15 protein-coding genes are annotated in these 17,207 nt (G+C 69.1%); all 15 read right to left on the minus strand.

Annotated elements, in window-relative coordinates; genetic code table 11:
* Window positions 1-257: 257 nt before the first annotated feature.
* The 15 genes from ACFVGY_RS10175 to typA all read right to left on the minus strand — a co-directional run bounded on the left by ACFVGY_RS10175 (window position 258) and on the right by typA (window position 17,086).
* Window positions 258-641 (minus strand): DUF6113 family protein, encoded by a 384-nt coding sequence (locus tag ACFVGY_RS10175; protein ID WP_385673824.1) that lies wholly within the window; start codon window positions 639-641, stop codon window positions 258-260.
* Complete coding sequence (mshB, locus tag ACFVGY_RS10180) at window positions 638-1,534, minus strand: N-acetyl-1-D-myo-inositol-2-amino-2-deoxy-alpha-D-glucopyranoside deacetylase (protein ID WP_385673827.1); 897 nt, start codon at window positions 1,532-1,534, stop codon at window positions 638-640. The genes ACFVGY_RS10175 and mshB overlap by 4 nt, the downstream gene beginning before the upstream one ends.
* Window positions 1,535-1,558: 24 nt before the next feature.
* Window positions 1,559-1,753 carry a hypothetical protein gene (locus tag ACFVGY_RS10185; protein WP_114054011.1) on the minus strand — a complete coding sequence of 65 codons (195 nt, stop codon included), beginning with the start codon at window positions 1,751-1,753 and terminating at the stop codon, window positions 1,559-1,561.
* 569 nt (window positions 1,754-2,322) lie between these two features.
* Window positions 2,323-3,408 (minus strand): ABC transporter ATP-binding protein, encoded by a 1,086-nt coding sequence (locus ACFVGY_RS10190; RefSeq protein ID WP_385673830.1) that lies wholly within the window; start codon window positions 3,406-3,408, stop codon window positions 2,323-2,325.
* Window positions 3,401-4,384 (minus strand): ABC transporter ATP-binding protein, encoded by a 984-nt coding sequence (locus ACFVGY_RS10195; RefSeq protein WP_385673833.1) that lies wholly within the window; start codon window positions 4,382-4,384, stop codon window positions 3,401-3,403. The genes ACFVGY_RS10190 and ACFVGY_RS10195 overlap by 8 nt, the downstream gene beginning before the upstream one ends.
* Window positions 4,385-4,395: 11 nt before the next feature.
* On the minus strand, window positions 4,396-5,394 hold the full coding sequence (locus tag ACFVGY_RS10200) for an ABC transporter permease (protein WP_385673836.1): 999 nt from the start codon (window positions 5,392-5,394) through the stop codon (window positions 4,396-4,398).
* On the minus strand, window positions 5,387-6,310 hold the full coding sequence (locus ACFVGY_RS10205) for an ABC transporter permease (protein WP_385673839.1): 924 nt from the start codon (window positions 6,308-6,310) through the stop codon (window positions 5,387-5,389). Before ACFVGY_RS10205 ends, ACFVGY_RS10200 begins: the two co-directional genes overlap by 8 nt.
* Before the next feature lie 40 nt (window positions 6,311-6,350).
* The gene (locus ACFVGY_RS10210) at window positions 6,351-7,979 is read right to left on the minus strand and encodes an ABC transporter substrate-binding protein (RefSeq protein WP_385673842.1); all 1,629 of its coding nucleotides are present in this window, start codon (window positions 7,977-7,979) and stop codon (window positions 6,351-6,353) included.
* A 161-nt stretch (window positions 7,980-8,140) separates the two neighbouring features.
* A complete protein-coding gene (locus ACFVGY_RS10215) occupies window positions 8,141-8,824 on the minus strand; it encodes a hypothetical protein (RefSeq protein ID WP_385673845.1) in 684 nt (227 codons plus the stop codon).
* Window positions 8,825-9,018: 194 nt separating this feature from the next.
* On the minus strand, window positions 9,019-10,065 hold the full coding sequence (locus ACFVGY_RS10220; RefSeq protein WP_385673848.1) for an ABC transporter ATP-binding protein: 1,047 nt from the start codon (window positions 10,063-10,065) through the stop codon (window positions 9,019-9,021).
* Complete coding sequence (locus tag ACFVGY_RS10225; RefSeq protein ID WP_385673851.1) at window positions 10,058-11,113, minus strand: ABC transporter ATP-binding protein; 1,056 nt, start codon at window positions 11,111-11,113, stop codon at window positions 10,058-10,060. Before ACFVGY_RS10225 ends, ACFVGY_RS10220 begins: the two co-directional genes overlap by 8 nt.
* 13 nt (window positions 11,114-11,126) lie before the next feature.
* Entirely contained in the window at window positions 11,127-12,089 is a 963-nt protein-coding gene (locus ACFVGY_RS10230; RefSeq protein ID WP_385673854.1) for an ABC transporter permease, read from the minus strand.
* Window positions 12,082-13,029 (minus strand): ABC transporter permease, encoded by a 948-nt coding sequence (locus ACFVGY_RS10235; protein ID WP_385673857.1) that lies wholly within the window; start codon window positions 13,027-13,029, stop codon window positions 12,082-12,084. The genes ACFVGY_RS10230 and ACFVGY_RS10235 overlap by 8 nt, the downstream gene beginning before the upstream one ends.
* 94 nt (window positions 13,030-13,123) lie before the next feature.
* Entirely contained in the window at window positions 13,124-14,746 is a 1,623-nt protein-coding gene (locus ACFVGY_RS10240) for an ABC transporter substrate-binding protein (RefSeq protein ID WP_385673860.1), read from the minus strand.
* 435 nt (window positions 14,747-15,181) lie between these two features.
* Window positions 15,182-17,086 carry a translational GTPase TypA gene (gene typA, locus ACFVGY_RS10245; RefSeq protein WP_385673862.1) on the minus strand — a complete coding sequence of 635 codons (1,905 nt, stop codon included), beginning with the start codon at window positions 17,084-17,086 and terminating at the stop codon, window positions 15,182-15,184.
* Window positions 17,087-17,207: the final 121 nt, after the last annotated feature.

The following is a 17,207-nucleotide window of genomic DNA, read 5'->3' on the forward strand; positions in this document are numbered from 1 at the left end:
CCTCCGCGCCCCTGGGGCCCGGAGGTCGGACTGTCGGTTTCACGACTCAAGGCAGGTTCTCCCGGTTGGCTCCGCCGCCCGTCATACCGTGCGCGGGCAGCTCGGCGGCCCGACCACCATACTGTCCGCGGCCCGGACACGACCGAACTAGGGGAATCCGAGGTTCCCCTTCGCCCCCTCCAAGCCCCCGGCGCACACCGGGCGCGGCGGGCCCCAACCGCCCGCAGCGGGCACCCCCGCCCGAGTTCAACGGCCTGTCACTTCACGGACGGCGCGGCCGAAACGGGCTGGTCGAACGGGTTGCGCAGGGTGGCGCACATCACAGCCGCAACCGTTCCGCCCAAAAGGTATACGTACATGGCGATTCCGGACGAATGCAGCAGGAAGTCACCCTCGGGGCGCGGGGCGCCGAGGGCCACGTACGCCAGGAACCAGCCGGCCGCCGCCGCGCCCACCCCGATGCCCGTCCCGGTCGCGATCCGGCCGCCGAGGAACAACCCGAAGAGCGCGAGCAGCGCCAAGGCCAGCCCGGCGGGGAGCCACAGGTCGACGACCACCCAGCCGGCCAGGCCGGTCAGCACGCCGACCGCCAACAGGCCGAGGAGGACGGCGATCCGCCCCGCGGTCCACGCCCGGGTCATGCCCCGACCCCCGCGAACAGGTCGTGCTCGCGCTCGCCGGCGGGGGCGCCGGGACTGCCCTGGGCCAGCTCGTAGTACTCGCGGGCGAACAGGGGCTGCGCCAGGTCGTTGGAGAGCGCGAAGAAGGGCCCGTCCACGGCGATCTGGGTGGCGTGCGCCCGCATCGCGGCCGCCTTGGCCGCGACGACCGGCTCGTCGGCGGTGATCTCCGCGGTGATGAGCTCGTCGGCGACGACGCCGGGTACGTCGTCCGGCGAAGCCAGGCCCGGGAAGGGCGTCTTGGTGTCGGCCGCGCGCAGCCGGGCGAAGCCCTCCTCGACCACCGAGCGCGGCACCCGGTTCCAGTAGACCTTGTCGATCGCGTGCGGGTCGCCGAGGTCACGCCGGTACGCGGGCTCCGCGGCCAGTTCCGCGGCGCGCATGGCGACCCGGTGGGCCTGGATGTGGTCGGGGTGCCCGTACCCGCCGTTCGGGTCGTAGGTCACGAGGACCTGCGGTCGCAGCTCGCGGATGACCTCGACGAGGTACGCGGCGGCCTCGTCGACCTCCGCCGACCAGAAGGAGCCGGGCCGGCGGTTCTGCTCCAGCCCCATCATCCCGGAGTCCCGGAAGCGGCCGGGGCCGCCGAGGAACCGGTGGTCGGTGACCCCGAGTTCGGCCATGGCCGCGGCCAGCTCGCCGATGCGGTGGGCGCCGAGGGCGTCGTCGCGGTCGGCCACCAGGTGGGCGAGCTCGGGCGGGATGACCTCGCCCTCCTCGCCGAGGGTGCAGGTCACCAGCGCGACGTGGGCGCCCTCGGCCGCGTACTTGGCCATGGTGACGCCGTTGTTGATCGACTCGTCGTCCGGGTGTGCGTGCACGAAGAGCAGACGACGGGCGGGAAGACCGTTCATGGGGCAAGACTAACGAGCAACGGCCTACAACTTGAGGCCACTGATCATGCTTGCGACATTCGAGGTCAGCTGGGTGAGCGTCGGCGCAATGGTCGAGCTCGCGAGATAGAAACCGAGGAGCACACAGACAGCGGCGTGTCCCGCCTTCAGGCCCGACCGGCGGACCAGCAGGAAGACGACGATCGCCAGCAGCACCACGGCCGAGATCGAGAGTGCCACGGCGTTTCACCTCCACGACGAGCGGACATCGGTACGCGTACTCGTACTCAGTGCTCGGCGGAGTCATACCCACCGTGCGCTACGGATCATAACTATCCGTACCAGCGCATCGATCGAATTCCGGCAGCACGAGGGGCGCACGCCGCGCATGCGCAGGGTCACGGGGGTGGCCGGCCGGGGAGCACAGAAGACCCCCCGGCCGGTTGTCGGCACCCGCACGGCCGCACGCAACCCAGGCTGCCCGCCCCATATCTCCGGACAGAAACGGTCAAGTTGCCACGGTGTAAAGCCGGTTGGGTGAACGGCGGACGGCCGGCTGCGCCCCCGGGGCACGTGCGGCCGCCACGCGGTGGAATCACGGCCCTGGCCGGAAATAAGCGATGGCCCGGGGGTGCCGCCGGTCGTGTCGCGCCGAATGCGTCAGAACGGGACGGGTTCGTCGGGTCGGATTCCGGCCCTCCTGGCGGGAGCGCAACCCGTTCGCCCGCGCGCTGCGAACTGCGCCCCTGCGCCGTCCGGTGCGCTCCTCCGTTCGGTGCCGCCGGTCGGGAGCGGGCCGAGCCGAGCCGCTACTCCTTCCCCTTCGCCGGACCGGCCGGGGCGCCCGGCGGCGCGGGCGGCGGCGGCAGTTCGCCGGGCGGCGGCACCACCTGTTTCTCGGCCGCGAAGTGACAGGCCGAGGGGTGGGCCGCCGGGCCCGGGGGGAAGGCCGCCGGGACCGCCAACAGGGGGACCTCGTCGGTGCAGCGGCGCTGGGCCTTCCAGCAGCGGGTGCGGAACGGGCAGCCCGACGGCGGGTCGGCGGGCGAGGGGACGTCACCGGTGAGGATGATCCGCTCCCGGTGGGCCCGCGCCGCGGGGTCCGGGACGGGGACGGCCGACAGCAGCGCCTGGGTGTACGGGTGGGTGGGGTGGTCGTAGATCTCGGTGTCGGTGCCGATCTCCACCACCCGACCGAGGTACATCACCCCGACCCGGTCGGAGATGTGCCGGACGATGGACAGGTCGTGCGCGATGAACACGTAGGACAGGTCGAACTCGCTCTGCAGCCGCTCCAGCAGGTTGACCACCTGCGCCTGCACCGACACGTCGAGCGCGGAGACCGGCTCGTCCGCCACGATGACCTCCGGCCGCAGGGCGAGCCCCCGGGCGATCCCGATGCGCTGGCGCTGGCCGCCGGAGAACTGGTGCGGGTAGCGGTTGACGTACTCGGGGTTCAGGCCCACCACGTCCAGGAGCTCCTGGACGCGCCGGCGCCGGTCGCCCTTCGGCGCGGCCTCCGGGTGGATCTCGTACGGCTCGCCGATGATGTCGCCGACCGTCATGCGCGGGTTCAGCGAGGTGTACGGGTCCTGGAACACCATCTGGATGTTGCGGCGCACGGCCTTCAGGGCCCGGCCGGACAGCTTCGTGATGTCCTCGCCCTTGTATGTGATGGAGCCTGCCGTGGGGCGTTCCAGGTTGACCAGCATCCGGGCCACCGTGGACTTGCCGCAGCCCGACTCCCCGACGATGCCCAGGGTCTCGCCGCGGCCGAGCCCGAAGGAGACGCCGTCGACCGCCTTGACCGCGCCGATCTGCTTCCGGAACAGGATCCCCCGGGTCAGCGGGTAGTGCTTGACCAGGCCGCGGACCTGGAGGATGGGCTCAGCCACCGAGGCACTCCTTCCAGAAGTGGCAGGCGCTCGCGCGCGGCGCGGGCACGCCGGTGACCGGGTACAGCGGGGGCTCGTCGCTGCGGCACACCGGCCGGGCCATGGGGCAGCGGGGGTGGAAGGCGCAGCCGGGCGGGATGGCGAGCAGGTTCGGCGGCAGGCCCTTGATCGCATACAGCTCCTGCCCCTTCTGGTCCAGGCGCGGGATGGAGTCGAGCAGGCCGCGGGTGTACGGGTGCGCGGGCGCCGCGTAGATGTCGTGGACCGGGGCCGACTCGACGATCCGGCCCGCGTACATCACGGCGATGCGGTCGGCGACGTCGGCGACCACGCCCAGGTCGTGGGTGATCAGGATGAGCCCCATGTTCAGCTCGCGCTGGAGCTCGGCGAGCAGGTCCATCACCTGCGCCTGCACGGTGACGTCGAGCGCCGTCGTCGGCTCGTCCGCGATGATCAGGGACGGCTCCAGGGCCAGCGCCATCGCGATCATGATGCGCTGGCGCATGCCGCCCGAGAACTGGTGCGGGTAGTCTCCCACCCGCTGCTTCGCCGCGGGGATCCGCACCCGGTCCATCAGCTCGACGGCCCTGGCCCGCGCGTCCTTCCGCGACATCCCGCGGTGGACCTCGTACATCTCGCCGAGCTGCGCGCCCACGCTGAGCACCGGGTTCAGCGCGGACAGCGCGTCCTGGAAGATCATCGCCATCTCGGCGCCGCGGATCCGGCGCCGCTCGTCCTCCTTCGTCCTCAGCAGGTCCTTGCCCTTGAAGAGGATCTCGCCGCCCGTGATCCGGCCCGGCGGCATGTCGAGGATGCCCATGACCGCCTGGGCGGTCACCGATTTGCCGGAGCCGGACTCGCCGAGCACGGCGAGCGTCTCCCCGGCGTCCACCGCGTAGTTCACGCCGTTGACGGCCTTCGCGACCCCGTCGCGGGTGCGGAACTCCACCTGGAGGTCCCGGACTTCGAGCAGCATGGGCCCGCTCCTCAGCGCAGCTTGGGGTCGAGGGCGTCGCGCACCGCGTCGCCGAGCATGATGAACGCGAGCACGGTCAGGCTCAGCGCGCCGGCCGGCCAGAGCAGCATGTGCGGGGCGTTGCGGATCTGGGGGGCCGCGTTGGAGATGTCGATGCCCCAGGAGACCGTGGGCGGGCGCAGGCCGACGCCGAGGAAGGACAAGGTGGCCTCCAGGGCGATGTACGTGCCGAGCGCGATCGTGGCGACGACGATGACGGGGGCGACGGCGTTGGGCCCGACGTGCCGCAGCAGCAGCCGGGTGTGGCCGGCGCCCAGCGCCCGGGCGGCCTGGACGTAGTCGTTCTCCTTGGCGGTGATGACGGATCCGCGGGCGATCCGGGCCACCTGCGGCCAGCCCAGCAGCACGATGAAGCCGACCACCGGCCAGACGGTGTCGCCGGTGACGACGGACAGGAAGACGAGGCCGCCCAGGACGACCGGGATGCCGAAGAAGATGTCGGCGACACGGGAGAGGAGCGCGTCGCTCCAGCCGCCGAAGAACCCGGCGAGCCCGCCGAGCAGCGAGCCGAGCAGTGCGGCCCCGAGGGTGGCGCACACGCCGACGGTGATCGAGGCGCGGGCCCCGTACACCGTGCGGGTGTACACGTCGCAGCCCTGGGTGTCGTAGCCGAAGGGGTGGCCGGGCTCGGAGCCGGCTTGCGATTTGGACAGGTCGCACTGGAGCGGGTCGCCGCTCGCGATGAGCTGCGGCCAGATCGCGATGACGACGAGGAAGAGGATCAGCAGGGCGGAGATGACGAAGACGGGGTTGCGGCAGAGCTGGTGCCAGGCGTCCGACCACAGGGAGCGGGTCTTCTCGGCCGGCCCCTTCCGGCCCGGGTCGGGTTCCAGGGGCTTCTCCAGGCTTTCCGCCTCGTCGAGTGCCAGGTCCATCTGTCCGCCCTGTCCTGTGGGTGCGATGGCCTCGTTGTCGCCCGGCTCCAGCGGGTCGTACGCCGGCTCAGGCATAGCGGATCCTCGGGTCCAGGACCGCGTAGAGCAGGTCGACGAGCAGGTTCGCCAGGAGGAAGACGATGACGAGGATGGTCACGAATCCGACCACGGTCGGGGAGTTGTTGCGCAGGATGCCCTGGTAGAGCTGGTAGCCGACGCCGTGGATGTTGAAGATCCGCTCGGTGACGATGGCGCCGCCCATGAGGGCGCCGATGTCGGTGCCGATGAAGGTGACGACGGGGATCAGCGAGTTGCGCAGCAGGTGCCGGGTGGTGACCCGGCGGCGCGGCAGGCCCTTGGCGACGGCGGTGCGGACGTAGTCGGCCCGGGCGTTCTCGGCGATGGAGGTGCGCGAGAGGCGGGTGACGTACGCGAGGGAGACCAGGGCGAGGACGATGCCGGGCAGGATCAGTTCGTTCAGGGGGGCGCTCGGGGAGACGGTGGGCCGGACCCAGCCCCATTTGACGCCGAACAGGTACTGGAGCACGTAGCCGGTGACGAACGTCGGGATGGAGATCACGATCAGGGTGAGGACCAGCACCCCGGAGTCGATGGACCGGCCGCGGCGCAGGCCGCTGATCACGCCGAGGGTGATGCCGACGACGATCTCGATGACGATCGCCACGCAGGTCAGGCGCAAGGTGACGGGGAAGGCCGAGGCCATCAGCTCGGTGACCGGCTGGCCGTTGAAGGCCGTGCCGAAGTCCCCCTGGAAGATCTGGCCCATGTAGTGCAGGTACTGCTCCCACAGGGGGCGGTCGAGGTAGAGCTCCCTGCGGATCCGCGCGGCGGTGGCGGGGTCGGGGGCCTTGTCGCCGAAGAGGGCGGCGACGGGGTCCCCGAGGGCGTACACCATGAAGAAGATCAGGAACGTGCTGCCGATGAACACCGGGATCATCTGGAGCAGCCGCCGGATCACATAACGTCCCACTGGAGCGCTCCGGGGTGTCGGCGGGCCTTGCGGCTGCGGGTCAGCTGACCTTGATCTGGTCGTAGACGGGCACGCTGAACTGGTTGAGCGCCACGTCGGAGAGGCGTTCGGCGTATCCGGCGCTGCCGTTCTGGTACCAGAGCGGGACGGCCGGCATCTGGGCGGCGAGGATCCGCTCGGCGTCCTGGAACTTGGCGATGGCCCGGGCGGGGTCGCCCTCTTGGTTGGCCTCGTCGACGAGCTTGTCGAACTGCGGGTCGCTGAACTTGCCGTAGTTGGACGAGGCGCCGGTGTAGTACAGCGGCTGGAGGAAGTTCTGGATCAGCGGGTAGTCGGCCTGCCAGCCGGAGCGGAACGGCCCGGTCAGCTTGTAGGAGCTCTGCTGGTTGCGGAAGTCGGCGAAGGTGCCGACCGGGTTGACCGTGCAGACGGGTCCCTGGCCGAGGGCGTTGTTGATGCTGTTGCAGACGGCGTCCATCCAGGCGCGGTGGGATCCGGTGTCCACGTTGGACGTGAGGGTCATCCGGCCGCCGGGCAGTCCGCCGCCCTCCTGGATCAGCTGCTTGGCGGCCGCCGGGTCGTACGTGCAGGCGTCCCCGCACAGCGTGGGGTTGAAGCCGCCCTTCTCGCCGAGGGCCGGGGAGGTCCAGTCCTTGGCGGGGGTGCGGGTGTCGCGGAAGATCTGCTTGGTGATCTCGTCGCGGTTGATCGCCATGGAGATGCCGCGGCGGACCTTCTCCATGCCCTCCTTGCCCCACTGGGGGTCGTAGAAGGGGAAGGTGAGGGTCTGGATGATGAGGGCCGGCTGGTTGATGTACCGGTCGCCGAGGTCGTTCTTGACGTTCTTCAGCTGCGCCGCGGGCACGTCGTCGACCAGGTCGAGGTTGCCGGAGATCAGGTCCGTGTAGGCGGTGTTGTTGTCGGTGTAGACCTTGAGGTCCACGCCGCCGTTGACGGCCTTGTCCGGGCCCGGGTAGCCGTCCCACGTGCGCAGCTTCATCCCGGTGCCCTTGGTGTACGAGTCCACGGCGTACGGACCGTTGCCGATCGGCTTGTCCAGCCAGGCGGTGTGGTCGGTGAAGAAGGCCTTGGGCAGCGGGGAGAAGGCCTGGTAGCCGAGGGTCTCGGGCCAGGTGGAGAACTTCTTGTCGAGGGCGACGGTGAAGGTCCGGGCGTCCTTGACGACCAGCCCGGACATCGTCTTCGCCGTGGGCTCGCCGGAGGCCGGGTGGACCTGGTCGTAGCCGACGATGTCGCCGAAGAACGGCGCGTTGTTCTGTTTGTGGGTGACGTCCGCCGCGTAGTTCCAGGCGTCCACGAAGGACTGGGCGGTGACCGGTTCGCCGTTGCTGAAGGTCCAACCGTCCTTCACGGTGATGGTGAAGTTCTGGTTGTCGGTGGTCTCGATCTTCTCGGCGAGCATGTTCGTGGCCGCGCCGGTCTTGGGGTCGTAGCGCTTGAGCCCGCGGAAGATCATGTCGAGGACCTTGCCGCCCTGCACCTCGTTGGTGTTGGCCGGCTCCAGGGGGTTCTGCGGGTCGCCCCAGGAGGAGCTGACGATCCCGGACTCGCCGCCCCCGCCGCTGTCGCCCCCGCCTCCGCAGGCCGACGCCGCCAGGGCGACGGCCACCGCCCCTGCGGCCCACTTGGCGTGGGTGGCTGCGCGCATCGAGTGTCTCCTTACGGCTACCGGGACTCAACTAGGAGCCAATGTCACCCCTGGCCGGGCCCCGTGCACTGCCGGTTGGACCGATTGCACCCCTGCGCCGTGCGCCTGTCACCCATGTGAGTGCAAGGACAGCTCCCAGGTGTCAACGGCGTAGTGGAGCTTCATCCCGTTCGCCTCGTACGACCCGAGTGCGCCGGTCTCGTTCCGGATGTCCACGCCCAGGCCGACGAGGTCCCTGCCGCGGGCCGCGTAGGCGGCGAAGCCGTGGCGCAGCAGGAACCCGCCGATGCCCCGGCCGCGCACGTCGGACCGTACGCCGAGGTGGCTGACCCAGCCCATGCTGGTGCGGTCGTCGCGAGTGAGCAGTACGCCCACGTCGCCGTGGCCGGGCAGGTTCGCGATCCACACCAGGGACCAGTCGAGGGCGCGGGGCCGTCGAGGTAGTCCAGCCAGGCCTCGTACGGGCGGTCGACGTGCCCGAAGTGCGCGGCGAATTTCTCCTCCACCAGGGCGTGGGCGCGGCGCCGGTCGGCCTCGTCGGCGGCGCAGTGGCGCAGGGTGATCCCTTCGGGAGGGGCGGGCGGCAGGTCGGAGGCCGTGGAGACGGGGCGGTTCATCACCTGGTAGCGGCGCACGGTGCGGTAGCCGCGCCCGGTCAGCAGGGAGAGGTCGAGGGTGGGCTCGATGTTGAGCTGGAGCCGCAGCCGGCCCTCCGGCACCCCGCCGGCCAGGTGGCGGGCCCGGTCCTCCAGCCGCTCCAGCAGGGCGAGGGCGGCCCCGTCGTGGCCGGGCAGCACTGACGCGTCCCCCGGGCCGGCCGGGCGGACGGTCATCACGTCGGTCATCCGGACACTGCCCGACGGGGCCGGGTGCGGCCGCAACCGGCTTTTCCCGTGGGCCGGTTCGGGCCGCTCGGCGCCTGGCCGCCGCCCCTCCTCCCCGCCTCCCCGCCTTCCCGCCCTTCCCCCCGGAACGCGCCGGGGCGCCCGCCGCCGGAAGGATCCGGCACCGGGCGCCCCTGGAGGACGTACGCGGGAGGTCAGACGGCCAGGACGGCCCGCTCCTCCGCGAAGTGGCACGCCGACTCGTGCGCCGCGAGGGTGTTCTGGCCCTGGTAGCGCTCCGGGACCGCCAGCAGCGGCTGCTCGGTGGAGCAGATGTCCTGCGCCTTCCAGCAGCGGGTGCGGAAGCGGCAGCCCGACGGCGGGTTGGCGGGCGAGGGGACGTCACCGGTGAGGATGATCCGCTCGCGGGCCTCGCGCGCCTCCGGGTCCGGGACCGGGACGGCCGACAGCAGCGCCTGGGTGTAGGGGTGCGTCGGGTGGTCGTAGATCTCGGCGTCGGTGCCGATCTCGGCCATCTTGCCGAGGTACATCACGCCCACGCGGTCGGAGATGTGCCGGACGATCGACAGGTCGTGCGCGATGAACACGTACGACAGGTCGAACTCGTCCTGCAGCTTCTCCATCAGGTTGATGACCTGCGCCTGCACCGACACGTCGAGCGCGGAGACCGGCTCGTCGCAGATGATGATCTCCGGGTTGAGCGCGAGGCCGCGGGCGATGCCGATGCGCTGGCGCTGGCCGCCGGAGAACTGGTGCGGGTAGCGGTTGATGTACTCGGGGTTCAGGCCCACCACGTCCAGGAGCTCCTGGACCTTGCGTCGCCGGTCGCCCTTCGGGGCCACCTCGGGGTGGATCTCGAAGGGCTCGCCGATGATGTCGCCGACCGTCATGCGCGGGTTCAGCGAGGTGTACGGGTCCTGGAACACCATCTGGATGTTGCGGCGGACCTCCTTGAGGGCCTTGCCGGACAGCTTGGTGATGTCCTGGCCCTTGTAGAACACCTCGCCGGAGGTGGCCCGCTCCAGGCTCATCAGGAGCTTGGCGACGGTGGACTTGCCACAGCCGGACTCGCCGACGATGCCGAGGGTCTCGCCCCGGTACAGGTCGAACGAGACGCCGTCGACGGCCTTGACGGCGCCGACCTGCTTCTTGAACAGGATGCCCTGGGTCAGCGGGAAGTGCTTGACCAGGTTGCGCACCTGGAGGATCGGCTCGCGCTCGCCCTTGGTGGGGTCAGCCATGGATCTGCTCCTTCCAGAAGTGGCACGCGCTGCCGCGGCCGGGCAGCTCGGTGCCGTCCTGCTCGGTCACCCGGTGCAGGACCGGCACGTCGGTGCGGCAGACGTCCTGCGCCTTGGGGCAGCGCGGGTTGAAGGCGCAGCCCGTGGGGATGTTCAGCAGGTTGGGCGGCAGGCCCTTGATCGCGTAGAGCTCCTGGCCCTTCTGGTCCAGGCGCGGGATCGAGTCGAGCAGGCCGCGGGTGTACGGGTGCGCGGGGCGGCTGTAGATCTCGTGGACCGGGGCGGTCTCGACGATCCGGCCGCCGTACATGACGGCGATCTTGTCGGCGACGTCGGCGACGACGCCGAGGTCGTGGGTGATCAGGATCAGACCCATGTTCATCTCGCGCTGGAGTTCCGCGAGCAGGTCCATGACCTGGGCCTGGACCGTCACGTCGAGAGCCGTGGTGGGCTCGTCGGCGATGATCAGGTCGGGCTCCAGGGCCATCGCCATGGCGATCATGATGCGCTGGCGCATACCGCCGGAGAACTGGTGCGGGTAGTCGCCCACGCGCGCCTTGGCGGCGGGGATCTTCACCCGGTCCATCAGCTCGACGGCCTTGACCAGGGAGTCCTTCTTGGACATCCCGCGGTGGACGCGGAACATCTCGCCGAGCTGGGCGCCGACGGTGTGCACCGGGTTCAGCGAGGAGAGCGCGTCCTGGAAGATCATGGCGATCTTCGAACCGCGGATCTTGCGGTACTCGTCCGCCGGGAGCTTCAGCAGGTCCGTGCCCTGGAAGAGGATCTCACCGGAGGGGATCTTGCCGGGCGGCATGTCGAGGATGCCCATGATGGCCTGCGCCGTCACGGACTTGCCCGAGCCGGACTCGCCGAGGACGGCGAGGGTCTCGCCGGCGTCCACCGAGTACGAGACGCCGTTGACGGCCTTGGCCACGCCGTCGCGGGTGTGGAACTCGACGTGCAGGTCGCGCACTTCGAGCAGCGGGGTGCCCTCCGGCGCCGATCGGGGCGCGGGGACGTTCGAGGTCTTGTCGATGATGGTCAACGTACGCCCTTCCTCAGCGCAGCTTCGGGTCGAGGGCGTCGCGCACCGCGTCGCCGACCATGATGAACGCGAGCACCGTGATGCTCAGCGCGCCGGCCGGGAACAGGAGCACGTGCGGAGCCTGGAGCCAGCGGACGGAGGCGTCGCTGACCATGAGGCCCCAGGAGATCTCCGGGGGCTGGACGCCGATGCCGAGGTAGGACAGGGCCGCCTCGGCGGAGATGTACACGCCCAGGCTGATCGCGCCGACCACGATGACCGGGGCGATGGCGTTCGGCAGGATGTGCCGCAGCGTGATGCGCAGGGTACCGGCGCCGAGGGCGCGGGCGGCGACCACGTAGTCGTTGTTCTTGTTCTGCAGCACCGAGGACCGCATGATGCGGAAGATCTGCGGCCAGCCGAGGATCGCGAGCACCAGCGAGACCGACCAGGCGTTGCCCGGCAGCGCGGACATGATCAGCATGCCGCCGAGCAGCAGCGGGATCGCGAAGAAGATCTCGGTGAAACGCGACAGGAAGCTGTCGAGGATGCCGCCGGTCCAGCCGGCCAGCAGGCCGAGCCCACCGCCGACGATGACCACCAGCGAGGTGGTGACGATGCCGACGATGACCGAGTTGCGGGCGGCCCACACCGTGCGGGTGTAGACGTCGCAGCCCTGGATGTCGAAGCCGAACCAGTGGTCCGCGCTCGGGGTCTTGAGCGAGTCCTGCAGCTTGCACGCGTCGGACGCGAACGGGCTGCCGTCCGTGAACCACTGCGGGAACGCGGAGATGATGAGCATGCAGACGACGAGGAACCCGCCGATCAGGAAGACCGGGTTGCGGCGGAGGTCGGACAGGGCGTCGGACCAGAGGCTCGCCTCGCGGTCCTTCTTCTTCTTTCCGCCGTCCTTCTTGGCCGCGGCGCCGGCGGAGGGGGTGCCGGCGAGCTGGGTGTCGGTCGTCATCGAGTCCTCCACCGTAGTTGTGTCACGCATAGCGGATCCTCGGGTCGAGCACGGCGTACAGCAGGTCCACGAGCAGGTTGCCGATGAGGTAGACGAGGACCAGGATGGTCACGCCGCCCACGACGACCGCGCCCTGCTTGAGGTAGACGGACTGGGCGAGCAGACCGCCGACCCCGTGGATGTTGAAGATGCGCTCCGTGATGACCGCACCGCCCATGAGGGAGCCGAGGTCGGCGCCGAGGAAGGTGACGATCGGGATCATGGCGTTGCGCAGCGCGTGGTTCATGACGACGCGGCGGCGCGGCAGGCCCTTCGCGGTCGCGGTGCGGACGTAGTCGGCACGCATCGTCTCCATGAGGCTGGTGCGCGTCAGGCGCGCGACGTACGCCAGCGAGGTGGAGGCGAGGACGAAAGCCGGCAGCAGGTAGGCGCGGAAGCCGTCCGCCTCGTTGAACGAGACGGGGAAGAAGTCGATGCCCCAGTTGGTCTTCAGCTGCACGCCGAGCGTCAGCTGCAGCACGAAGCCGGTGACGAAGACGGGGATCGAGATGACCATCAGCGTGGAGATGAGCACGAGCTGGTCGAGGAACTTGCCGCGGCGCAGGGCGGCGAGGACACCGGCGAGGACGCCGACGACGGCCTCGATGACGAAGGCGACGAGGGCGAGGTTCACGGTGTACGGGAACGCCTCGGCGAACAGGTCGGCGACCTTGCGGCCGGTGAGGGTCTCACCGAGGTCGCCCTGGAAGACACCGCTGATGTAGTTCCAGTACTGGAGCAGGAACGGGTCGTCGAGGTGGTACTTCTCGCGCAGCATCGCCGTGACGATGGGGTCGGCCTTCTTCTCGCCGGCGAGCAGCTGGATCGGGTCAGCGCCCGGCATGGCGAAGGTCAGCGCGTAGATCAGGAACGTGGCACCGAGCAGAACAGGGATCGCCTGTATGAGTCGGCGGATGAGGTAGCGGCCCATCAGACCTCCAACAAGAACAGGGGGAAAGGGCGGGCAGACGGAAACCTGATTCCGTCTGCCCGCCCCCTGGAATTCCCCTAAGTGAAGAGGGGTGTTAGTTGAGCTCGACGTTCGCCAGGTCCATGCGGCCCTGGGCGTCGACCTGAACGTTCTTCACGGACTTGGAGTAGGCCGAAGAAGACATGTAGGTGAAGACCGGGATGTACGGCAGGTCCTTGATGATGATGTCGTCGGCCTGCTGGTACAGCTTCAGACCCTCGGCCGGGTCCGTCGCCTTGTCGGCCTTGTCCATCAGGGTCTCGAACTCGTCGTTCTTGTAGTGGCCGTAGTTGGAGCCGTTCTCGATCGCGACCTTCGAGAAGATCGGACGGAGGTAGTTCTCGGCGGCCGGGTAGTCCATCGACCAGGCCATGCGGAACGCGCCCTTGTACTTGGCGGCGCCCAGGTCGTCCAGCATGTCGCCGAACTTGGCGTACGGCTTGGCGGTGACCTCGAGGCCGAGGTTCGCCTTCAGCTGGTTGGCGACGGCCTCGATCCACTCCTTGTGGCCGCCGTCGGCGTTGTAGCCGAGCTCCAGCTTGTTGCCGGGGATGCCGCCGGCCTGGGCGTAGAGCTCCTTGGCCTTGGTCGGGTTGTAGGTGCCCGCCTCGCCGAGGGCGCCCTTGCGGTAGCCGGGGATGATCGGGCTGATGAAGTCGTCGGCCGGCTTGCGGGTGCCGTTGAAGATGGTCTTCGTGATGGCGTCCCGGTCGATGGCCATGGAGATGGCCTTGCGGATCTCGACCTTGCCGAAGGCCTCCGGGTTGGTCTCCAGCGGGAGGCCGAGGTAGCCGACGCCCGACTCCGGCTTGTAGATGTAGCGGTCGCCGAACTCCTGGGAGACGGTGGCCATCGCGGAGATCGGGAGCTTGTCGACGATCTGGATGGTGTCGGCGCGCAGGTCGTTGTACGCCGTGTCCAGGTTGTCGTAGATCTTGAAGGTGACGCCTTCGAGCTTCGCGCGGCCCTCGGCCGGGAACTTGTCGTACCTCTTGATCTTGATCTGCTTGTTGTGCTCCCAGGCGCCGTCCATCTGGAACGGACCGTTGCCGATCGGGGCCTCGCCGAACTTCTTCGGGTCGGCCTCGAACGCCTTGGGCAGCGGGTAGAAGGCGTTGTAGCCCAGCATGGTCTTGAACTGCGAGAACGGGGCCTTCAGCGAGACGGTGAAGGTCTTCTCGTCGACGACCTTGAGGCCCTTGAGCTCGGTGGCGGTGGGCTTCTTGTCCTTGCCCGGCGCCAGCTCCTCGGAGCCCTCGATCTTCGCGAAGAACGGCATGCCCTCGGCGGCGTTGTCCTGGTTGGCGCCCCAGTTCCAGGCGCGGACGAACGACTGGGCGTCGACCTTCTCACCGTTGTGGAAGGTGTAGCCGTCCTTGAGCTTGATCGTCCAGGTCTTCGAGTCGGTGGTCTCGATGGACTCGGCGACCGCGAGCTTCGGCTCGTTGGTCTTGTTGTCGTAGTCGACAAGGCCGACGAACAGGGCGTTGAGAACCTCGGCGCCCTCGGATTCGGCGGTGTTCTGACCGATCAGGCCGTGCTGCGGCTCGCCGAGCACCACGGTGATGTTGCCGCCGGACGAGCCGGCGTTCGAGTCCTTGCTGGTGCTGCAAGCCGTAGCGGCCATCGCCACGACGACGACTCCGGCGACCCACTTGGCGCTCGTTGCTCCGCGCATGGGTTATTGCCTCCTCAGGAGTCACGGTGGATACGTGAAGGACCCGGCTCCGCTGACACCCCTGACAGCGAAATCCGGCCCCATCGTGTGCTCGTGAGTCGACGCTCCCCACAGCGTGTGACCCATTGACCCGAGCTCAATGGAGCAATCCTCAGGGACACCCACGGGCGTAAACCACACTTGCGTGGTCTCGTTTTCACAACATCGATCCGCGGCAGAAACCCGAAATCCGGACAAAGGGATCGGAGACAGACACGTGCGAAACGGACTGTTAGCTCACCTTCCGGAGTGTCACGGTCGGTATGCGGACACAAGAACGCAACAATCCGCTTGACAAAGGCGAAAAAGCGAACAGCCCCTCCCGGCACGGAGATCCGTGGCGGGAGGGGCTGGACGGCAGGGATCCGGCAAGGCCGGAACCCCTCAACTAGCCGATTACTTGGCGGCCTTGGCGCGCGAAGCGGTGCGCGAACGCTCCTTCTGGTCCAGGACGACCTTGCGGATGCGGACGGCCTCCGGGGTGACCTCGACGCACTCGTCGTCGCGGCAGAACTCCAGGGACTGCTCCAGGGAGAGCTTCCGCGGCGGAACGATCGCCTCGAACGAGTCGGCCGACGAGGACCGCATGTTCGTGAGCTTCTTCTCCTTGGTGATGTTCACGTCCATGTCGTCGGAGCGCGAGTTCTCGCCGACGATCATGCCCTCGTACACCTCGGTGCCGGGGTCGGTGAACAGGACGCCGCGCTCCTGGAGGTTGGTCATCGCGAACGCGGTGACCGCGCCGGCGCGGTCGGCGACCAGCGAACCGTTGTTGCGGGTCTGCAGCGGGCCGAACCACGGCTCGTGGCCCTCGTGGATGGAGTGGGCGATACCCGTACCGCGCGTCTGGGTCAGGAACTCCGTACGGAAGCCGATGAGGCCGCGGGACGGGACGACGAACTCCATGCGGACCCAGCCGGAGCCGTGGTTGGACATGTTGTCCATGCGGCCCTTGCGGACACCCATGAGCTGGGTGACGGCGCCCATGTGCTCCTCGGGCACGTCGATCGTCATGCGCTCGACGGGCTCGTGGGTCTTGCCGTCGACCTCCTTGGTGACGACCTGCGGCTTGCCGATGGTCAGCTCGAAGCCCTCGCGGCGCATCTGCTCGACCAGGATGGCCAGCGCGAGCTCACCGCGGCCCTGGACCTCCCAGGCGTCCGGGCGGTCGGTGTCCAGGACGCGGAGCGAGACGTTGCCGATCAGCTCGCGGTCCAGGCGGTCCTTGACCTGGCGGGCGGTGACCTTGCGGTCCTTGACCGCCGCCTTGGCGTCGGCGCCCTTGCCGGAGCCGCCGCGGCCGACCAGCGGGGAGGTGTTGGTGCCGATGACCATGGAGATGGCCGGCTCGTCCACCGTGATCAGCGGCAGGGCGACCGGGTTCTCCGGGTCGGCCAGCGTCTCGCCGATCATGATGTCGGGGATGCCGGCGACGGCGCAGATGTCACCGGGGCCGGCGACCTCGGCCGGCTTGCGGGTGAGCGCCTCGGTCATCATCAGCTCGGTGATGCGGACGTTGGAGATCGAACCGTCGCGCTTGATCCACGCGACCGTCTGGCCCTTGCGCAGCTCGCCCTGCTCGACGCGCAGCAGCGCGATGCGGCCGAGGAAGTTGTCGGCGTCGAGGTTGGTGACGTGGGCCTGGAGCGGCGCGTCCTCCTCGTACGTCGGGGCCGGGACGTGCTCCAGGATGGTGGAGAAGAACGGCTCCAGGTTGTCGCTGTCGGCGGGGACGGTCCCGTCCTGCGGCTTGGTCAGCGAGGCGATGCCGTCACGGCCGCAGGCGTAGACGATCGGGAACTCGATCTGGTCCTCGTCCGCGTCCAGGTCCAGGAACAGGTCGTACGTCTCGTTGACGACCTCGTCGATCCGGGAGTCCGGGCGGTCCGTCTTGTTGATGCAGAGGATCACGGGCATCCGGGCCTGCAGGGCCTTGCGGAGCACGAAACGGGTCTGCGGCAGCGGACCCTCGGAGGCGTCCACCAGCAGGACGACGGCGTCGACCATCGACAGACCGCGCTCGACCTCGCCACCGAAGTCGGCGTGGCCGGGGGTGTCGATGATGTTGATCGTGATCGGGGCCCCGCCGTCCTTGGGGTGGTACTTCACCGCCGTGTTCTTGGCGAGGATCGTGATGCCCTTCTCACGCTCCAGGTCGTTCGAGTCCATCATGCGATCGTCAAGCTGCTGGTGGGCTGCGAAGGCACCGGCCTGCTTGAGCATGGCGTCGACGATGGTCGTCTTGCCGTGGTCGACGTGGGCGACGATGGCGACGTTTCGGATGTCATGGCGCGTGGGCACTGCGGCGCTTCTCCCGGGATCGTGGATGGCGTCGCGTACGGTCCGGCACGCGAGCCTGCCGGGCGGAAAACCTGCCACGGCCTTACCCCATGGTACTTCGCGTGGCGGGAAGTGCCCGCCG

The sequence above is a fragment of the Streptomyces sp. NPDC127106 genome (assembly GCF_042677605.1).
GTDB lineage: Bacteria > Actinomycetota > Actinomycetes > Streptomycetales > Streptomycetaceae > Streptomyces.